Below are 18,275 nucleotides of genomic sequence, written 5' to 3' on the forward strand. Positions count from 1 at the left end.
GCGGCGGATCCTCGCAGGCGAGACCTGATCGGAACCCAGCCGCGACACCCTCGACACCACGGAAGGGTGCGCCGGCTTCCGGACCTGCCCGGTCCGGAAGCCGGTCCTGTCAGCCCTCGGCGGGGGTGAGCCGCAGGGAGATGGAGTTGATGCAGTAGCGCTGGTCCGTGGGGGTCGGGTAGCCCTCGCCCTCGAAGACGTGGCCCAGGTGGGAGCCGCACTTCGCGCACAGGACCTCGGTGCGGACCATGCCGTGCGTGACGTCCGCCTTCAGTTCGACCGCGTCGGAGTCCTTCGGGTCGTAGAAGGACGGCCAGCCGCAGTGCGACTCGAACTTCTCCGTGGAGCGGAACAGTTCGGAGCCGCAGCCGCGACAGCTGTAGACGCCCTCCGTCTTGGTGTCCGTGTACTCACCGCGGAAGGCGGGCTCGGTCCCGGCGAGGCGCAGTACCTGGTACTCGGACGGGGTCAGCTCCGCCTGCCACTGCTCGTCCGTCTTCTCTACCTCGTACGACATGACTGATCTCCCGTTTTCCCGCTCTTCCCAGAGCCGTCAGTTCGACAGACGGGCCAGGATGGCCGGCCCCAGGTCCGTGACGTCGCCCGCACCCATGGTGAGAACGAGATCGCCGGGCTTGGCCATTCCCGCGATGACGTCGGCGACGGCTTCCTTGGAGTGCTCGGGGGTGACGTCGGCCCCGGCGGCGCGGGCGGCGTCGATGATGATCTCGCTGGTGATCCCGGGGACCGGGTCCTCGCGGGCCGGGTAGATGTCGAGGACGACCGAGGCGTCGGCGAGGGCGAGGGCCTGGCCCATCTCCTTGCCGAGTTCCTGGGTGCGGGAGAAGAGGTGCGGCTGGAAGACGACCAGGATGCGGGAGTCCCCGGCGGCTCCGCGGATGGCCTCCAGGTCGGCGGTCATCTCCGTCGGGTGGTGCGCGTAGGAGTCGATGACCTGGACCCCGGCGGCCTCGCCCTTGAGCTGGAGGCGGCGCTTGACCCCGGTGTACTTGCCGAGGGCGGAGGCCAGGTTGTGCGCCGGGATGCCGAGCGCGACGCCGGCGGCGAGGGCCGCGACGGCGTTGTGCGCGTAGTGGCGGCCGGGCACCGACACGGTGAAGGTGAGCATCCGGCCGTCGATGACGACCGTGACCTCGCTGGTCAGCCCGCGCGGGGTGATCTTGGTGATCCGGACGTCGGCGGTGGGCTCCTCGCCGTACGTGACGATCGTCAGGTCGGGGTTGCCGGAGACCCGTCCGGCGATCTCGGCCGCGCCCGCCTGGCCGTGGGCGATGACCAGGGTGCCGCCGGCCGGGATCTTGCCGACGAAGGTCTCGAAGGACTCGTAGATCTCGTCCATCGACGCGTAGTTCGCGTGGTGGTCGAGTTCGGCGTTGAGGATGATCGCGACCTGGGGCGTGTACTTGTGGAAGCTGCGGTCGCTCTCGTCCGCCTCGGCCACGAAGATGTCGCCCTCGCCGTGGTGGGCGTTGGAGCCGGGGGCGTCCAGGTCGCCGCCGATGGCGTACGAGGGGTCCAGGCCCAGCGCCGAGAGGGAGACGGCCAGCATCGAGGTGGTGGTGGTCTTGCCGTGGGTGCCGGCGACGGCGATCGGCCGCAGGCCGTCCATCAGCCCGGCCAGGGCGTCGGAGCGGTGCACGACGGGGATGCCGAGCTCGGCGGCGCGGGCCAGCTCCGGGTTGTCGGCGCGGATGGCGCTGGAGACGACCACGCAGGTGGCGTCGTCGGCGAGGTGACCGGCGGCGTGCCCGATGTGGACCGTGGCGCCGTGGGCGCGCAGCGCCTGGGCGGTCTCGGAGTCACGGGCGTCGCTGCCGGCCACCTTGGCGCCGCGCTGGGCCAGGATCTTCGCGATGCCGGACATGCCGGCGCCGCCGATGCCGATGAAGTGGGGCCGTTCCATGGCGGTCGGCAGGCCGGGCTTCATTCAGGTAGCTCCAGGATCGAGTGCGTACGTACGGCAGCCGGTGCGCGGGTACGGGGGCGTACGGATGCGCGGTCCGGCCGCCTCCACCCTATTCCTTGTGGGCGAAGAGCTTGAGCACCGGAACGCCGACCTTGTGGCGCGCCCGCGAGGCCCAGTCCCGGTGGAAGAACTCCTCGACGTAGTGCGGGGCGGTCAGCACGATCACCTCGTCGGCGTTGGTCTCGTCCACCACCGCCTTCAGCTTGTCGAGCGGATGCTCGTCGACGATCTGCCCGACGGCCTTGGCGCCCTTGGCCCTCAGCGACGCGAGGGAATGCTCGATCGCCAGTTCGGCCGGGCCGCGGGCTGCCTCGCCCTCCGGTTCGTCGCCCTCGCGAATGGCCTCGGGAAGCTCACCGAGCGCTACGTCGTCGATGGCGCGCAGCAGCCGGTCCCGGTCGCCGCGGGGCTGCATGAGGACGATGAAGGAGACCGGCTCGTCTCCGTGGAGGGTCGTGACGAAGTCCACGTCGACGGGGGTCAGCGGCTGCTCGATCATCAATACGCTCGTGAACACGGACGCCCTCTCCTTCGTGGGCCGAGGCCGGCCGGCCGGCCCCTGCGGAAACCATCCTGCCCCGCTGTCGCACGGGGCCTGTGCGGTTATACCTGCCCACTACTGTGCCCAGCGGAAGCTAAGCGGAACGACAAATTCCGCCCCTCTTCAGATCCGACGGTAACGCGTGAAGAGAAACCCGGCCTCTTCCAGCAGGCAGGCCGGTGCGAGCCGGTGCGGAACCGTGACGGAGGGGCCGCCGGAGATCCGCTGGGCGTCACCCGCCGTGAGCACCGGCGAGATCGTCAGGCACAGCTCGTCCAGCGCGTCCGCGGCCACGAACTGCCCCAGCAGCCGGGGTCCACCCTCGGTGAGCTGGCGGCGCAGCCCCCGGTCCGCGAGTTCCCGTACGGCCCGGGCCGGATCCACGCCCGTCCCGTCGCCGGCCACCACCACCTGCGCCCCGGCCTTGGCGGCCTCGGCGACCCGGTCGGCGGGGGCGGCGGCGCCCGTGAGCACCAGGGTGGGCACCAGCGGGGAGGCGAACAGCGGAGCTGCGAAGTCCAGGTCCAGGCTCGCGGAGACCACGGCGATGACCGCGGCGGGCCCTTGCCCCGCGGCGGCGCGGCGGGCCGCGAAGGCCTCCCGGGCCCGCGCGGGGCGGTAGCCCTCCTGGCGAACCGTTTCCGCGCCGACGACCACCACATCGGCCAGGGCCCGCAGGGTGCCGAAGATCCGCATGTCGGTCTCGCCGGAGATGGGCTGCGAACGCCCGTCGTGCTGGGCCGCGCCGTCCAGCGTGGAGACCATGTTGGCCCGCAGCCAGTGGCCGTCCGGGCCGAGCCCGGGGTACTCGTACGCCTCGGCGAGTTCGTCCAGCGACCACTCTCGGTCGGTCTGGTCCGCTGATGTCTGATCGGTCACAGGGAACAGGCGTCGCATCGGTGCAGTGTGCCACGCCCCGTAGAGTTAAGAGCTGTGTCAACATCACTCTCGCCCTCAGCGTCAGCCTCCGGGCGGCCCCCGATAGCCGACGCGGGACCGCAGTCCCTGTGCGCCCGCGAGCCGCGGGTGCCCGCCGAACGGCTGGTGGCCGAGATGGTGCCGCCACCGCGCTTCGACTCGGTGCGCTTCGACACCTACATCCCGGACCCGGCCCAGCCGAGCCAGCCCGAGGCCGTCGCCGTCCTCTCGGGCTTCGCCGCGGGCCTCGGCGGGGCGCACGCGAGCGGCTCCGGCAAGCGGCGCTGGTTCGCGAAGAAGCCGGCCGCCCCCACCGCTCCGCGCGGGGTCTACCTCGACGGCGGCTACGGCGTCGGCAAGACCCACCTGCTCGCCTCCCTCTGGCACGCCACCCCGGCCGAGCCCGCGCTCAAGGCCTTCGGCACCTTCGTGGAGCTGACCAACCTGGTGGGCGCGCTCGGCTTCCAGCAGACCGTGCAGACCCTCGGCGGGCACCGCCTGCTGTGCATCGACGAGTTCGAGCTCGACGACCCGGGCGACACCGTCCTCGTCTCCTCCCTGCTCAGCCGCCTGGTCGAGCAGGGCGTGGCGCTGGCCGCCACCTCCAACACCCTGCCCGGCAAGCTCGGCGAGGGCCGCTTCGCCGCCGCCGACTTCCTGCGGGAGATCCAGGGGCTCTCCGCGCACTTCCGCCCGCTGCGCATCGACGGCCAGGACTACCGCCACCGCGGCCTGCCCGAGGCTCCCGCACCGTTCTCCGACGAGCAGGTGACCAAGGCCGCGTACGCCACCGACGGCGCGAGCCTCGACGATTTCCCGGGGCTGCTGGAGCACCTGGCGCGGGTCCACCCCAGCCGGTACGGGGCCCTGACCGACGGCATAACGGCCGTCTGCCTCACGGATGTCGGCCCGGTCCCGGACCAGTCGACGGCCCTGCGGCTGGTGGTCCTGGCCGACCGGCTGTACGACCGGGAGGTTCCGGTGCTGGCGGCGGGCGTCGCCTTCGACCGGCTGTTCAGTGACGAGATGCTGAACGGCGGCTACCGCAAGAAGTACTTCCGAGCCATCTCGCGGCTCACCGCGCTGGCACGCGACGCGAAGCCCCTGGTGTCCCAGTAGGTTTGGGGACGTCGGCCCGTTCCACGGGCCGGCCGTTTCCACTTCTGCGAAGGGATCCACCATGGCTGGCGCCACCCGCAATGCACACGCCGTCTGGGAAGGCGACCTGTTCGAAGGCAAGGGCGTCGTCACGCTCGACTCGTCCGGCCTCGGCAGCTACCCCGTCTCCTGGCCCGCACGGACCGACGCGGAGGCGAACGGGCGGACCAGCCCGGAGGAGCTCATCGCCGCCGCGCACTCGAGCTGCTTCAACATGGCCTTCTCGAACGGTCTCGCGAAGGCCGACCACCCGCCGACCAAGCTGACCACCTCGGCCGCCGTCACCTTCGTCCCGGGCAAGGGCATCACCGGGATCCACCTCACCGTCGAGGGCGAGGTGCCGGGCATGGACAACGACGCGTTCGTCGCCGCGGCCGAGGACGCCAAGCAGAACTGCCCGGTCAGCCAGGCCCTGACGGGTACGACCATCACCCTCAGCGCGAAGCTGGCCTGACACCCGCCCGTCCGGCGCGGCCAGGACCGGCCGCGCCGGGCACCGGCGGCAGGGGACGGCGCGGCGGAGCCGGCTCCGATGGGCACCCGTGGTACCACGGCTCGGTCCTCTCTGTCCTGATCCACCGCCGGGAGTTCCCCATGCCGCCCAAGCCGCCGATGTCCCTCAGCCGGCGCAGCCTGATCGCCGCCGGTTCCGTCTCCTTCGCCGGAGCGCTCGGCGCCCTCTTCGCCGGAGCCGGCCCGGGGGCGGGAGCGGGGTCGCGGGCGGGGGCGGAAGCGCGCAAGGGCGCTGCCGCGAGCACGAGCGCGCGTACGCGTACGCGTACGGCCGCCCCGGTCTCCCGCCAGGGCTACGGCCCGCTCGTGGCCGACCCCGCCGGGCTGCTCGATCTGCCCGCCGGCTTCGCGTACCGCGTCCTCTCCCGCGCCGGCGACCCGCTGCCGTCGGGCGAGGGCACCGTCCCGGGCAACTTCGACGGCATGGCCGCCTTCGACGCCGGGCAGGGCCGCGTCCGGCTGGTGCGCAACCACGAGAACCGCACCACCGCCGCCCTGCGGGTCCCTCCCGTCGAGGGGCTCACCTACGATCCCCACGCCCGGGGCGGCTGCACCCTCCTCGACCTGGACCCGGCGGGCCGGGTCACCGCCGAGCGCGTCGCCCTCGCCGGCACCGCCGTCAACTGCGCGGGCGGCCGTACTCCCTGGAACACCTGGCTGTCCTGCGAGGAGACCGAGGACCGGGCGGGCACCGCCGGCTACACCCGCGACCACGGCTACGTCTTCGAGGTCGACCCCGCCGACCCCCGCCGCTCCGGCGCCGTCCCGCTCACCGCGATGGGCCGCTTCGCCCACGAGGCCGTCGCCGTGGACCCGTACAGCGGTGTGGTCTACGAGACGGAGGACGCCTTCGTCGAACCCTTCGGGCTCTTCTACCGGTTCCTGCCCGCCCGCCCCCTCGGCGGCCTCGGCTCCCTGCGCGCGGGCGGCGAGCTGGAGGCCCTGCGGGTCCCCGGGCTGGCGAACCTCGCGGTGGTGGACGAGCCCGGGTCCGAGTTCCCGGTGGAGTGGGTCCCCGTGCCGGACCCGTCCGCGGCCGGGACCCCGATCCGGCTCCAGGACTTCGGCCCCGGCGGGATCACCCACGCCCAGAAGCTGGAGGGCTGCTACTGGGGCGACGGCGGCGTCCACTTCGTCTCCAGCTACTCCCGCACCCTCGAGGGCTCCCCCGCCGACCACCACGGCCAGGTGTGGTTCTACGACCCGCTGCGCGCGCGGCTCCGGCTGGACGTGGTCTTCGGCCCGGCCGCCGACATCCAGCTGCCCGGCGACTCCCCGGACAACATCTGCCTGGCCCCCGACGGCGGCCTGATGGTGTGCGAGGACGGCGGCGGCGCCCAGTACGTCTTCGGCGTGACCCCGGGCGGCGAGGTCTACCCGATGGCCCGCAACGCGGCCGACATCGGGAAGCCGGGAGCACCGGAGTGGGGCGAGTTCGCCGGGGTCACCTTCTCTCCGGACGCACGGACGATGTACGTGAACGCCTACACGCCCGGGACCACCTTCGCGGTGACGGGCCCGTGGCAGTGACCCGTACTGCCTTCCGGCCCGTCCGTACCGCCTTCCGACCCGCCCGGCCTGGCCTTTCGTCACGTCGCGGTCCACTGCGTTGTGGTGGAGGATCGTAGGGAGTCGACGGAGCGAGGTAGGTAGCGGTGGCCAAGAAGGACAGCAAGTCCGCCAAGGGCGCCAAGGGCGAGAAGGTGAAGGCCGGGGCGGCGGCCAAGGCGGAGAAGGCCTCGAAGGCCGACAAGGCGGAGAAGGCAGAGAAGGCAGAGAAGGCCGACAAGTCAGAGGCCAAGGCAAGGGCCAAGGCCGGGGCGGCGGCCGAGGCCGCCAAGGGCGCCGGCTCCGAGAAGCCCGCCAAGGCGGAGAAGAAGGCCGATCCCGACACCGGCGGCGCCACCGCCGCCGGCGGGAAGCCGAAGTCCAAGCCCCTCTCCCTCCGGGAGCTGCTCCGCATCTCGGCGGAGAACTCCAAGGGCTCCAAGGGCGGCGCCCGCAAGTCCGGCGGGCACGGCCACGGACACGCCTACGCGTACGGGTACGACGCCCCCCTGAGCCCCCTGCTCCGCGTCCCCTCCGGCGAGCGCGTCGACCTCGGAGCCTTCCACACCGGAGCGACCCCGGCCGGTCCCACCGACAAGGCGGCCGGCGTGGCGGCCACCGCGCTGATGGGTGAGCGGCTCGGCTCCCTCCAGGAGCGGCTCTACGCCGCCAGCACCGCCGGCGACCGCCGCCGCGTCCTGCTCGTGCTCCAGGGCATGGACACCAGCGGCAAGGGCGGCACCGTCAAGCACGTGATCGGCCTGTTCAACCCCTCCGGCTGCCGGATCAAGGCCTTCAAGGCGCCCACTCCGGAGGAGCAGAACCACCCCTTCCTGTGGCGCATCATGAAGGCGCTCCCCCAACCGGGCGAGATCGGCATCTTCGACCGTTCGCACTACGAGGACGTCCTCATCGCCCGCGTCCGCGACCTGGTGCCGCGCAGTCAGCTGGGCCGCCGCTACGCGCAGATCAACCGGTTCGAGAAGTCCCTCGCCGACGACGGCGTCACCGTGGTGAAGGTCTTCCTCCACATCGGCTACGAGGAGCAGCGCAAGCGGCTCCTGGAGCGGCTCGACAACCCGGACAAGCACTGGAAGTTCAACGCGGGCGACATCGAGGAGCGCTCCGCGTGGCCCGCGTACCAGCAGGCGTACGAGCTGGCCCTGGAGCGCTGCTCCACGGACGTCGCGCCCTGGTACGTGGTCCCCTCCGACCGCAAGTGGTACCGCAACTGGGCCATCAGCAAACTGCTGCTGGAGCATCTGGAGGGCATCGCGCCGCAGTACCCGAAGGGTGACTTCGACGTGGAGGAGTGCCGCACCCGTCTGCTTGCCACATAGTCATATATTTTGCGCATGTGACCATCTCAGTGCGCAGGACGGCTGCCCTCGCGGCCGTAGCAGCTCTCAGTGCCGCCCTCGCCGCGTGCGGGGGCGGCACCGGTACGCCGGACGCCGGCGGCCGGGCCCGGATGGGAGCCTCCGCGGCCCCCTCCGCTCCGGCCTCCGCCTCCCCTTCCGCCGCGGGGTCCGCCACCCCGCCGCCGGGCCCCGGGAGCAGCCCGCCGGCGACGCCGCAGGCCGGGGCTCCGGGCAAGGCCCCGACCATGGCTCCCGGTCCGGGCGGTCTGACCCCCGTCTTCGACCGGGCGAAGCAGCACACCGACAAGACGGTGGCGCTGACCTTCGACGCCGACATGACCTCCGACCAGGGGCCGCGCGCGGCGGGCGGCGAGCGCTTCGACAACCCCCAGCTGATCTCCACGCTGCGCACCCTCAAGGTGCCCTCGACGGTGTTCATGACGGGCCGCTGGGCCGAGGAGTACCCGGACCAGGCGAAGTCCATCGGCACGGACCCGAACTTCGAGATCGCGAACCACTCGTACAGCCACCACGCCTTCAAGTCGCCCTGCTACGGGCTCCCCACCCTCGACGAGGCCGCCGCCCGCGCCGACGTGGACCGGGCCTTCGAGGCCTTCCGCAAGGCGGGCGCGGTCAACACCGTCCCGTACTTCCGCTTCCCGGGCGGCTGCTACGACGACCAGGCGCTGCGGGCCATCTCCACGGCCAAGGTCACGGCCGTCCAGTGGGACGTGGTCAGCGGGGACGCGTTCGCGAAGGATCCCGACGCGGTGGCCGAACAGGTCCTGTCCGGAGTGAAGCCCGGCTCGGTCGTGGTCATGCACTGCACGCGCAGCGCCGCCCCGGTCACCGAGGAGGCCATCCGGAAGATCGTCCCGGAGCTGCGCAAGCGCGGCTACCGCTTCGTCAAGGTCTCCGACCTCATCGGAAAGTAGCCGGGCCCCGGCGGAGTCAGCCGGAACCAGGCGGAATCAGCCGGAGCAGGCCGTGCGCTGCGCGTCCTGCCACTCGCACACCGGGCACAGCACCACGCCCGGTGTCGCGACCCCGTATTCGGTGGGCTTCCCGCACTCCACGCAGTCGGCGTAGGGCGGCCCGGCCACCCGCCCGGCGGGGGCCGCGGGGGCGGGACAGTACGAAAGGTCGCTGGAGTCGGGTGCGTGCTGCTCCGTCTGGTCCATGCGTACGAGCCTACTGCGCGGCCCGCGCGGTCAGTGGGCGGCGGCCGTCTCGGTGGCCTCGCTCGGGCGGACGATGACGAAGCCCTCTCCGCTGAGCTTCAGCTGGACGGCCTCGCCTGAGCCGCCGCGGAGCATCGAGCCGACGGACTGGGACCGGTGCAGCGCCGCCTCCAGACGGGCGCTCCAGCCGACCACCGCGTCGGTGTCCACGGAGACGGGGGCCTGCGGGGTGACCGGGATGACGATCGGGTTCCCGTCGCAGCCGACGGCGAGCTTTCCGGTGCCGGTGAAGAGGCTGTTAAAGAGGCCGCCGCCGGCCATGCCGGCGCCCTTCAGCATCTTGATCTCGTAGCCGAGGGTCGGGTCGAAGCACAGGACGTTGCGGCCGTTGACGGTGAGCGCGTCGCCGGGCTCGAACTCGATGACGAAGCAGTGGCCCGCCCGGTGGGCGAACCAGGCCTCGCCCTGCCCGCGTACGGACATCAGCGGGAGCCCCTCACCCGTGACGGCGCGCCTGAGCATGCGGCCGACGCCCTCCCCCTTGCGCTCGAACTGCAGGTTCCCCCGGAAGGCCACCATCGAGCCCTGGCGGGCGAGCACCTCGCCGTTGACGGTGTACTTCACGGACTTGGCGTTCTGCAGGGTCATCCCGGGTGCGGCGGACGCCTCGGCCAGGTTCTCGGACGCGAACAGGTCACTCTTCATGCCGTCGATCCTCACCCGTCCCGGGCCCCTCGGGCATCAGCCCGGAGGCGGAGACTGGCATCCTTGGCCGGATGAGCACCGAGGACACGCGCCACGACACCCAGGTACCCGCAGTCGGGTCCGACAGCCCCTTCCGGCAGGAGCGGATCGCCCGCGACGACGCACCGCAGTACGTCCTCCCGCTGGTGGTGCGGATCGAGAAGGCGGAGCCGCCGGCCCGGACCGACGCCCTGGAGACGGCCGCCCGCGCCGTGCTCGTCCTGCTCACCGACGAGCGGTCGGCCGGCGAGGGAGAGTGGGCCGCGGCCGTCCGGGACTGGCAGGACGCGCGGATCCGCAAGGTGGTGCGCCGGGCTCGCGGGGCGGAGTGGCGCAAGGCGGGGACCCTGCCGGGCCTCACGGTGCACGGCGCGGACTCGGAGGTACGGGTCTTCCCGCCGGTCCCGCTCGACGGCTGGCCCAAGGAGCTGGCCAAGCTCCAGGTGTCGGGCACCGATCTGGACGACCCGGAGCCCGTGGCACCGGCGGAGGCCGGACTGCCGGTCCTCTGGCTCAACCCCGGCCTGGACATGTCCGCCGGCAAGGCCATGGCCCAGGCCGGACACGCGGCGCAGCTGGCGTGGTGGGAGCTGACGGGCCCGGAGCGCGTCGCGTGGCGGGAGTCCGGCTTCCGGCTGGCCGTACGGACGGCCGCGCGCGAGCGGTGGGCGGAGCTGTCCGGGAGCGGGCTGCCGGTGGTGCGGGACGCGGGGTTCACCGAGATCGCGCCCGGCTCCTGCACGGTCGTCGCGGACCATCCGGCGCTGCGGGCGCGGCTGTAGGGGGCGTCTTCCGGATCGGGCCGGGCCGGGAACCTCAAATGTTGCTCTGAACGTCCCCCTGGGCGGGTTGGCCCGGCTCCGTCGGGGCCATGACATCGGCACACGGACCGATGAGAGGGGGCGAGGGGACATGAAGCCCATGGCACACCTGGGGGTGGGCATCGGCTGGCGGCCGGAGATCGCGGGGGCGGTGGAAGGCCTGCCGGGCCTGGACTGGGTCGAGGTGGTGGCGGAGAACATCTGCCCCGGCCACCTGCCGGAGTCCCTGCTGAGGCTGCTCGAACGCGGGGTCCGCGTGGTGCCGCACGGCGTCTCGCTCGGCATCGGCGGCGCCGACCGCCCGGACCCGGCGAAGCTGGCCGCGCTCGGGGAGCGGGCGGTGGCGCTGGGGGCTCCGCTGGTCACCGAGCACATCGCCTTCGTACGGACCTCCTCGGTGGCGCCGGGACCGGTGCTCGAAGCCGGGCACCTGCTGCCCGTGGCGCGGACCCGGGACGCGCTGGACGTGCTCTGCGAGAACGTACGGATCGCGCAGGACGCGCTGCCGGTGCCGCTCGCGCTGGAGAACATCGCGGCGCTGGTGTCGTGGCCCGGGGAGGAGCTCACCGAGGCGCAGTTCCTGACCGAGCTGGTGGAGCGGACCGGGGTGCGGCTGCTGATCGACGTGGCCAACCTGCACACCAACCGGGTCAACCGGGGGGAGGACCCGGTCTCCGTGCTGGACGGGATCCCGCTGGAGGCGCTGGCGTACGTGCACGTGGCCGGGGGCGTTGAGCGGGGTGGGGTGTGGCACGACACGCACGCGCATCCCGTGCCGCCCGAGGTGCTGGACGTTCTTGCGGAGCTCCGCTCCCGGGTGGACCCGCCCGGGGTGCTGCTGGAGCGGGACGACGACTTTCCTGGCGAAGCCGAGCTCGCGGGCGAGCTGGCCGCGATCCGGGGCGTGCTGGGCGGCCCTGCGGGGGCTGTCCCCTACCCGCCCTTCCACCGTTCCCCGGGCGCTGCCCGGACCCGCGCCTCAAACGCCGGCGGGGCTGGATTGGGGTCGGCCCCGGTCCCGGCCCCGGCCCCGGACTCCGGCGAGGCTGGATCGGACGTCGTGCGGACGCGGGTCGGGATCGGGCAGGCCGCTCTGTTGTCGGCGCTGGTGGCCGGGACTCCCGTGCCCGAGGGGTTCGACCGGCAGCGGGTGCGCGTGCAGGCGCGGGCGCTCGCGGCCAAGCGGGCCGGGGTCGTGTCCAAGCTGGCGCCCGAGCTGCCCGGGATCCTGGGCGGGGAGGACGCGTACCGGGAGGCCTTCCTCGGCTATGCCCGGCACCGGCCCATGACCGCCGGATACCGGCGCGACGCACTGGACTTCGCCGAGCACCTGCTGGTCAGGGACCTGCCCGCCGATCCCGCCGCCCGGCGCCGGCTCACGCTCTGGTGGCGGGACCGGGCCGGGGCCCGGCCGCCGGGCCGGGCCGTGCGCTGGGCCCGCGCCCTCGTGGGGAGGGCCGCGTGAACCTCTTCGACCTGCTCGCCGTGGCCGTCTGGATCGGCGTCATCACCTCCAGCGTCCTGCTCCTGCGCGGCCTGCGGCAGTCGCGGCCGCCCACGCTCGGCCCCGCCCCGCGCCTGCACGACCTGTCCGAGGCCGCCTTCATGGCCGGCGGGCCCGGCGCGGTGGTGGACGCCGCGCTCGTCTCGCTGCTCTGCGACGGCCGGATGCTGGTAGGCGGGCCCGGCATCGTCCAGGTACGGCCTGGGGTTCGGGGCGGCGATCCCGCCCAGCGGGCCGTGCTCCAGGCCTGCCAGGGCGCCCCGTCCGGGTGGCTCTACCAGATCCGCTACGCCGCCATGCGGGACCCGGCCGTGCAGGAGACCGGCGACGCCCTGGCCGCCCGCGGGCTGATCGCCACGCCCGGCGGCCGCCACCGCTGGCTGCGCCACGGGGTGATCCAGGCCGTGGTGTGCGGGGTGGTGCTGATCCTCTCGCTGCCGCTGTCCTTCGTCGCCTTCGTGCTCCAGGAGGGGGCCGGGTCGTTCCGGGTGCCGTTCATCGCCGAGGTGCTGCCCGTTCTGCTCGGCGGCATCGTCGTGGGCACCGTGGGCGCCTCCCGCGCCCGGCAGCGGATCACCCCGGCGGGGGCCGCGGCGCTGCGCGCCGTCCGCGCCCACTACGGGGCCGACCAGAGCCCGTACGTCCAGACCTCGCTGTTCGGGCTGCGCGGCCTGCGGGACCCCTACCTGCGCGAGCAGTTGGTGCCGGCGGCCCGCGGGACCCGGCTGGCGGCGGCCCAGGCCCGTACGCGTGCCGGCGGCTCGGGGTCCTCCTGGGAGTCCGGGGCCGAGGTGATCCCGGTCGTCTGGTGCGCGGGTTCCGACGGCGGCGGGTCCGGCGGCGGATCCGGCGGGTCGGGCTGCGGCTCCTCGGGCTCGGTCTGCGGCTCTTCCGGGAGCGGGTGCGGGGGCGGCGGATCCAGTGGGTCGAGCTGTTCCGGCAGCTCCGGCGGCTCGAGTTGTTCCAGTGGCTCCAGCGGCTCGAGTTGTAGCAGTTCGTCCAGTTCCAGTTGTAGCAGCAGTTCCTGATCATCCATCACGGACCCGTCACGAGCTGCTCACACCTCGGCAGAAGCCTGTACCTGCAGGTTCCACATTGTGTAGAACTCGGGCATGTTCTGGGTCCTGTTCCTCCTCCTTGCCTGGGCAGGGCTGCTGTTCGCGTGCACCCGCCTCCTGCAGGCCGCCGCCGAACCGGCGGTCCCCGCGCCCGGCGCCGCCGCGCGCCACCACCACGACGAGCTGAGCCTGTACGAGGCCGCCTACCTCGCGGGCGGCCCGGAGCGGGTGGCCGAGCTGACGCTGCTGTCCATGCAGCGCCAGCGGCGGCTGCTGCTCGCGTACACGGGTTGGGCGACGGTGGTCGACCCGGTGGGGCGCGATCCGCACGAGTGCTCGGTGCTCGGCGCGTTCGGGCCGGACGGACAGGAGCCGGTGACCTCCGTACGGGCGGTCGCGGCGCGGGATCCTGCCGTACGGGCCCTCGCGGACCGGCTCGGGGAGGCCGGTCTCGCGCTGCGCGAAGGGGGCCGGCAGGAGATCGACGCGGGGATCCGGGCGGTCCGGCAGGCCACCGTGCTGATCCTCGCCATGGCGGCGGCCGCGCTGTGCGTACCCGATCCGGGGACCACGACCACGATGATCCTGTGCTGGTTCGCCCTGCCGCTGATCCTGGCGCTGGGCTGCCTGGCCATAGCCCGTGTCGAGGGGCACGCGCAGTCCGGGTGGGCCTCCCCCGCCGGCCGGCGGCTCCTCGTCGAGCTGGGGCGGGAGCGGGGCGTCCGGGGCTCGCTCACGGCGGTGGCCCTGCGGGGGCTGCGCGCGGTCACGGATCCCGAGCTGCGGGCGGCGCTCGCCTACGGCAGGCGGGGGCGGATTCCGGGGCAACGGGGGCATTGAGCGCGACACCGGCCGATGGTCCTGTACAGGAGGCCGCCCGCCGGATCTCATCGGACGGTCCGATGAAATGAGAGGTCCGCCATGCGCATGCCCCGGGTGCCCGCCACGGTCGCGCTGGCCGGCCTCGCGCTGGCCGCTTCCCTGCCGATGACCTCCGCCGCCGGGACCGCTCCCCCGGGCCCGCCCCGGGCGACGGCGGTCACTGCGGCCACCGAGGCCGCCAGGGCCGCCGGGGCCGGACTCGCGGCCCGTCAGGCAGCCCGCGACGGACTGGAGTTCGGGCCGTGCCCCGTCGCCGAGGGACTCGGGCCGGACGCGCGGTGCGGCACGCTCCGGGTCCCGGTCGACTACGCCCGGCCCTTCGGGGAGCAGACCGAGATCCTCGTCAGCCGGGTCGCCGCCTCCGGCGCGGGCGGGGTCCGGCGGCAGGGGGCGCTCGTGTACAACCCCGGCGGACCGGGCGGCAACGGCCTGTTCTTCCCGCTCGTCGCCGGCCTGCCCGAGTGGCGCCGCATCGGGGCCGCCTACGACCTCGTCGGCTACGCCCCGCGCAGCGTGGGCCGCTCGGGGCACCCGCTGTCCTGCCAGGACCCGGCGCAGTACGCCCAGGCCCCGGCCGAGGCCGCCGGGGCGCGGCCGGACGCCGCCGCCAAGGAGGCGCGGATCGCCGCCGCGCGGGCCTACGCCCGCGGCTGCGCGGAGCGGGCCGGGGCCTCCCTCGGCTCGTACACGACCCTGAACAACGTCCGCGACCTGCACGTGCTGCGCGCCGCGCTCGGCGAGAGCGGGCTGACCTTCATGGGGGCCTCGTACGGCACGTACCTCGGCTCGGTCTACGCCACCCTCTACCCCGGCCACGTCCGCCGGATGGTCTTCGATTCGGCCGTCGACCCCGATCCGCACAAGGTCTGGTACCGCAACAACCTCGCCCAGGCCCCCGGCTTCGAGCGCCGCTGGGCCGACTTCCGCGCCTGGACGGCCCGGCACCACGCCGCGTACGGGCTCGGCTCCACCCCCGAAGCGGTGCAGGCGAGTTACGACCGGGTGCGGGCCGCGCTCGCCCGCGAACCGGCGGGCGGGGTGGTCGGCACCGGGCAGCTGCACTCCGCGTACTTGCGGGCCGCGTACTACGACGAGGTGTGGCCGGGCCGCGCGGCTGCCCTGGCGGCGTTCCTGCGCGGTGATCCGCGCCCGCTGGTCTCGCTCGCCGCTCCGGACCCGGCAGCGGCCGTCGAGGGCGAGAACGCGACGGCCGTCTACACGGCGACCCTCTGCAACGACGCCCCGTGGCCCGCCGACTGGGAGACCTGGGACCGCGACAACACCGAACTGGCCCGCACGGCCCCCTTCGAGACCTGGGCCAACGCCTTCCTGAACCTGCCCTGCGCCTTCTGGCCGGTCCGCGAACGGCAACGGCCGGTGGACGTGGGACCACGGCCGGACGCGCCGCTCCCGGGCACGCTGATCGTCGCGGCCGAGCGGGACGGCGCCACCCCGTACGGGGGCGCGCTGGAGCTCCAGCGGCGTCTCGGGCCGCGGGCGGGGCTGGTGACGGAGCAGGGGGCCGGCACCCACGGAGTGGTCGGCGGACGCAATGACTGCGTGGACGCTCACGTGGAGCGGTACTTGCTGACGGGTGACACCCCGGGGAGGCGTGTCACGTGTGCGCCGCATCCGGAGCCCGCACCGGTGTCGCTGGACGACCGGGCAGCGATCGCCCGGGGGCACCCCAGGGCGTTGCTGCCGCCAGTCGTCTGAACTTCCGGGCGGGATCTCCGGCTGCGTCGATTCGGGGGCAGGGCCTCCCGATCCCCGGAGGACGCCGGTCAGCGGTCCTCCGGTCCTTCCCCCCAGGGGAGGTCTCTAGGCGAGTCCGGCCACCAGATCGGCGACGGACTTGCGGCGCCCGGTGTAGAAGGGCACCTCTTCGCGGACGTGCATGCGGGCCTCGGAGGCGCGCAGGTGGCGCATGAGGTCGACGATGCGGTACAGCTCGTCGGCCTCGAAGGCCAGCAGCCATTCGTAGTCGCCGAGCGAGAAGGAGGCGACGGTGTTGGCGCGCACGTCGGGGTAGCCGCGGGCCATCATGCCGTGGTCCTTGAGCATGCGGCGGCGGTCCTCGTCGGGCAGCAGGTACCAGTCGTAGCTGCGCACGAAGGGGTAGACGCTGACGTAGTCGCGCGGCGTCTCGTCGGCCAGGAAGGCCGGGATGTGGGACTTGTTGAACTCGGCCGGGCGGTGCAGGGCCATGTTCGACCAGACCGGCTCCAGCGCGCGGCCCAGCTTGGTGCGGCGGAACAGGTTGTAGGCGGTCTGCAGCTCGTCGGAGGTCTCCGCGTGCCACCAGATCATGATGTCCGCGTCGGCGCGCAGGCCGGAGACGTCATAGGTGCCGCGGACGGTGATGTCCTTGGCGGCCAGCTGGTCGAACAGCTCCTGGACCTCGTCGGCGAAGCCGGCGCGGTTCTCGGGGAGCACGTCCTTCAGCTTGAAGACGGACCACAGGGTGTAGCGGATGACCTCGTTGAGGTCCTTCGCCTTCTTCCCCGCGTTGGGAATCTTCTCTGGTGCAGTCATGTGTCTATTGTCCCGTGTGCTGATCAGTGGTCGGTGCCAGGGGTGCCCCAGCGGCCCCCAACGTGGCGATCACCACGTCGGCGGCCTTGCCGGCGCTCGCGATGCAGGCCGGGATGCCGACCCCGTCGTACAGCGCTCCGCACACCGCGAGGCCCGGCAGGGCCGCGACGGCGGAGCGGATCCGGGCCACCCGGCCGAGGTGGCCGACGGGGTACTGGGGCAGGCCGCCGTCCCAGCGGGTGACGGTGGTGGCCACCGGGCGGACAGTGGGCGCGAGGCCCACGGCCAGGCCGAGGTCGGCGAGGGAGACCTCGACCAGTTCTTCGTCGGAGCGCTTCAGGTCGCCCTCGTCGCCGTGGCGGCCGACGGAGGTGCGCAGCAGGAAGAGGTCGGGATCGGTCCCGGCCCAGGCCCACTTGTTGCTGGAGAAGGTCGAGGCCTTGATCGTCCGGCCGTCCACGGGCGGTACGAGGAATCCGCTCGCGCCGCCGTCGGCGATCCCGGCCGGCAGGTCGGAGCGGCGCAGGGCCATCGTGACCAGGGCCATGGAGGCGTACTCGACCGCGCGCAGCTCGGAGGCCGCGGAGGGCGCGATCCGGTCGAGCAGACGGGCGGCGGGTCCGGCCTGGACGGCCAGGACCACCGCGTCGGCCTCGATGGTCTCGGCGCCGCCCGCACCGTCGGCGGAGCCCGCGACCACGCGCCAGCCGGTGGCGGTACGGGTCAGCTCGCGCGCGGGGCTGTCGAGGAGGATCCGGGCTCCGGCCGCCCGGCAGGCCTCGGCGACGGCGAGCGGGAGCCTGCCGATGCCGCCGTCGATGCCGGAGAAGACGGGACCGGTCTGACCCGCCCGGGCCGCCCGGGCCTGCAGTTCCCGTACGCCCTCGCCCAGGGAGGCGTGGGTGCAGGCGACGTCGAAGAGCTGCGGGACGGCGGCCCGCATCGAGATGCGGTAGGCGTTGCCGGCGTAGACCCCGCCGAGCAGCGGTTCCACGAGCCGGTCGACGACCTCGTGGCCCAGGCGGGCGGCGACGTACTCGCCGAGGGCCACGTCCTCGCCGATCTCCTCCGGCTCCAGCGCGTCCTCGGCTCCGGCCCGGGCCAGCCCCTCGGCCGAGAGCACCCCGGAGGCTGCGAGCGGGGCCAGGTCTCCGGGGACGCCCATGACGTGACCGCCCGGCAGGGGGCGCAGCACGCCGCGGGTCCAGAGGCGGGCGGTGGCGGTGGCGGGCGGCTGCAGGGCCTCGCCGAGGCCCACGGCGCGGGCCAGTTCGAGCGCTTCGGGGCGGCGGGCGAGTACGGATTCGGCGCCGAGGTCCACGCGCAGGCCGGCGAGTTCGCCGGAGCGCAGCTTGCCGCCGAGGCGCGGGCCGGCCTCCAGGAGGGTGACGCGAAGGCCGTCGGCGAGCAGCCGGTGGGCCGCCGCGAGGCCCGCGATGCCGCCGCCGATGACGACGACGTGACCGGCGGGGGCCGGCCGGTCCGTACGGGTGTCCGCTTCGTGCATGGACACATCGTCTCAGA

Annotated in this window: 18 protein-coding genes; 10 read left to right on the plus strand and 8 right to left on the minus strand. The window is 73.6% G+C overall.

Going from position 1 to position 18,275, the window contains the following annotated elements:
- Nucleotides 1–109: 109 nt before the first annotated feature.
- The 4 genes from msrB to ACE1OC_RS09960 all read right to left on the minus strand — a co-directional run bounded on the left by msrB (nucleotide 110) and on the right by ACE1OC_RS09960 (nucleotide 3,425).
- Nucleotides 110–517, minus strand: coding sequence for a peptide-methionine (R)-S-oxide reductase MsrB (gene msrB, locus ACE1OC_RS09945; protein WP_250742021.1), 408 nt, complete (start codon nucleotides 515–517; stop codon nucleotides 110–112).
- 36 nt (nucleotides 518–553) lie between these two features.
- Complete coding sequence (gene murC, locus ACE1OC_RS09950; RefSeq protein WP_407836715.1) at nucleotides 554–1,948, minus strand: UDP-N-acetylmuramate--L-alanine ligase; 1,395 nt, start codon at nucleotides 1,946–1,948, stop codon at nucleotides 554–556.
- Nucleotides 1,949–2,036: 88 nt separating this feature from the next.
- Nucleotides 2,037–2,504, minus strand: coding sequence for an indole-3-glycerol phosphate synthase (locus ACE1OC_RS09955; RefSeq protein ID WP_351436113.1), 468 nt, complete (start codon nucleotides 2,502–2,504; stop codon nucleotides 2,037–2,039).
- A 147-nt stretch (nucleotides 2,505–2,651) separates the two neighbouring features.
- Nucleotides 2,652–3,425 (minus strand): pyrimidine reductase family protein, encoded by a 774-nt coding sequence (locus ACE1OC_RS09960; protein ID WP_407836716.1) that lies wholly within the window; start codon nucleotides 3,423–3,425, stop codon nucleotides 2,652–2,654.
- A 36-nt stretch (nucleotides 3,426–3,461) separates the two neighbouring features.
- Between ACE1OC_RS09960 and zapE the strand changes: the two genes are divergently transcribed.
- From zapE to ACE1OC_RS09985, 5 genes are all read left to right on the plus strand, one after another.
- Nucleotides 3,462–4,565: a cell division protein ZapE gene (zapE, locus tag ACE1OC_RS09965; RefSeq protein WP_407836717.1), complete on the plus strand. Its 1,104-nt coding sequence runs from the start codon at nucleotides 3,462–3,464 to the stop codon at nucleotides 4,563–4,565.
- A 61-nt stretch (nucleotides 4,566–4,626) separates the two neighbouring features.
- Entirely contained in the window at nucleotides 4,627–5,058 is a 432-nt protein-coding gene (locus ACE1OC_RS09970) for an OsmC family protein (RefSeq protein WP_407836718.1), read from the plus strand.
- Between the two features lie 140 nt (nucleotides 5,059–5,198).
- Nucleotides 5,199–6,647 carry an alkaline phosphatase PhoX gene (locus ACE1OC_RS09975; protein ID WP_407836719.1) on the plus strand — a complete coding sequence of 483 codons (1,449 nt, stop codon included), beginning with the start codon at nucleotides 5,199–5,201 and terminating at the stop codon, nucleotides 6,645–6,647.
- Between the two features lie 431 nt (nucleotides 6,648–7,078).
- Nucleotides 7,079–8,005: a PPK2 family polyphosphate kinase gene (locus ACE1OC_RS09980; protein ID WP_407841523.1), complete on the plus strand. Its 927-nt coding sequence runs from the start codon at nucleotides 7,079–7,081 to the stop codon at nucleotides 8,003–8,005.
- 17 nt (nucleotides 8,006–8,022) lie between these two features.
- Entirely contained in the window at nucleotides 8,023–8,961 is a 939-nt protein-coding gene (locus ACE1OC_RS09985; RefSeq protein WP_407836720.1) for a polysaccharide deacetylase family protein, read from the plus strand.
- Between the two features lie 36 nt (nucleotides 8,962–8,997).
- Here the strand turns inward: ACE1OC_RS09985 and ACE1OC_RS09990 are convergent, their stop codons facing one another.
- Together ACE1OC_RS09990 and ACE1OC_RS09995 are read right to left on the minus strand one after the other, a co-directional pair.
- Entirely contained in the window at nucleotides 8,998–9,207 is a 210-nt protein-coding gene (locus tag ACE1OC_RS09990) for a hypothetical protein (RefSeq protein WP_407836721.1), read from the minus strand.
- Nucleotides 9,208–9,237: 30 nt separating this feature from the next.
- Nucleotides 9,238–9,912: an AIM24 family protein gene (locus ACE1OC_RS09995; RefSeq protein ID WP_407836722.1), complete on the minus strand. Its 675-nt coding sequence runs from the start codon at nucleotides 9,910–9,912 to the stop codon at nucleotides 9,238–9,240.
- Between the two features lie 71 nt (nucleotides 9,913–9,983).
- Between ACE1OC_RS09995 and ACE1OC_RS10000 the strand changes: the two genes are divergently transcribed.
- From ACE1OC_RS10000 to ACE1OC_RS10020, 5 genes are all read left to right on the plus strand, one after another.
- Nucleotides 9,984–10,733, plus strand: coding sequence for an aminoacyl-tRNA hydrolase (locus tag ACE1OC_RS10000; protein WP_407836723.1), 750 nt, complete (start codon nucleotides 9,984–9,986; stop codon nucleotides 10,731–10,733).
- 130 nt (nucleotides 10,734–10,863) lie between these two features.
- A complete protein-coding gene (locus ACE1OC_RS10005; RefSeq protein ID WP_407836724.1) occupies nucleotides 10,864–12,237 on the plus strand; it encodes a DUF692 domain-containing protein in 1,374 nt (457 codons plus the stop codon).
- Nucleotides 12,234–13,304, plus strand: coding sequence for a TIGR04222 domain-containing membrane protein (locus tag ACE1OC_RS10010; protein ID WP_407836725.1), 1,071 nt, complete (start codon nucleotides 12,234–12,236; stop codon nucleotides 13,302–13,304). Before ACE1OC_RS10005 ends, ACE1OC_RS10010 begins: the two co-directional genes overlap by 4 nt.
- A gap of 84 nt (nucleotides 13,305–13,388) precedes the next feature.
- Complete coding sequence (locus ACE1OC_RS10015; RefSeq protein WP_407836726.1) at nucleotides 13,389–14,174, plus strand: TIGR04222 domain-containing membrane protein; 786 nt, start codon at nucleotides 13,389–13,391, stop codon at nucleotides 14,172–14,174.
- An 81-nt stretch (nucleotides 14,175–14,255) separates the two neighbouring features.
- Nucleotides 14,256–15,932: an alpha/beta hydrolase gene (locus tag ACE1OC_RS10020; protein ID WP_407836727.1), complete on the plus strand. Its 1,677-nt coding sequence runs from the start codon at nucleotides 14,256–14,258 to the stop codon at nucleotides 15,930–15,932.
- Nucleotides 15,933–16,037: 105 nt separating this feature from the next.
- Here ACE1OC_RS10020 and hemQ read toward each other — a convergent pair whose 3' ends face one another.
- Nucleotides 16,038–16,751 (minus strand): hydrogen peroxide-dependent heme synthase, encoded by a 714-nt coding sequence (gene hemQ, locus ACE1OC_RS10025; protein WP_243331434.1) that lies wholly within the window; start codon nucleotides 16,749–16,751, stop codon nucleotides 16,038–16,040.
- 4 nt (nucleotides 16,752–16,755) lie between these two features.
- Nucleotides 16,756–18,258, minus strand: a complete 1,503-nt coding sequence (gene hemG, locus ACE1OC_RS10030; RefSeq protein ID WP_407836728.1) for a protoporphyrinogen oxidase — start codon at nucleotides 18,256–18,258, stop codon at nucleotides 16,756–16,758.
- Nucleotides 18,259–18,275: the final 17 nt, after the last annotated feature.

It is taken from the genome of Streptomyces stoeckheimensis, assembly GCF_045822005.1.
In the GTDB taxonomy this organism is placed as follows: domain Bacteria; phylum Actinomycetota; class Actinomycetes; order Streptomycetales; family Streptomycetaceae; genus Streptomyces; species Streptomyces stoeckheimensis.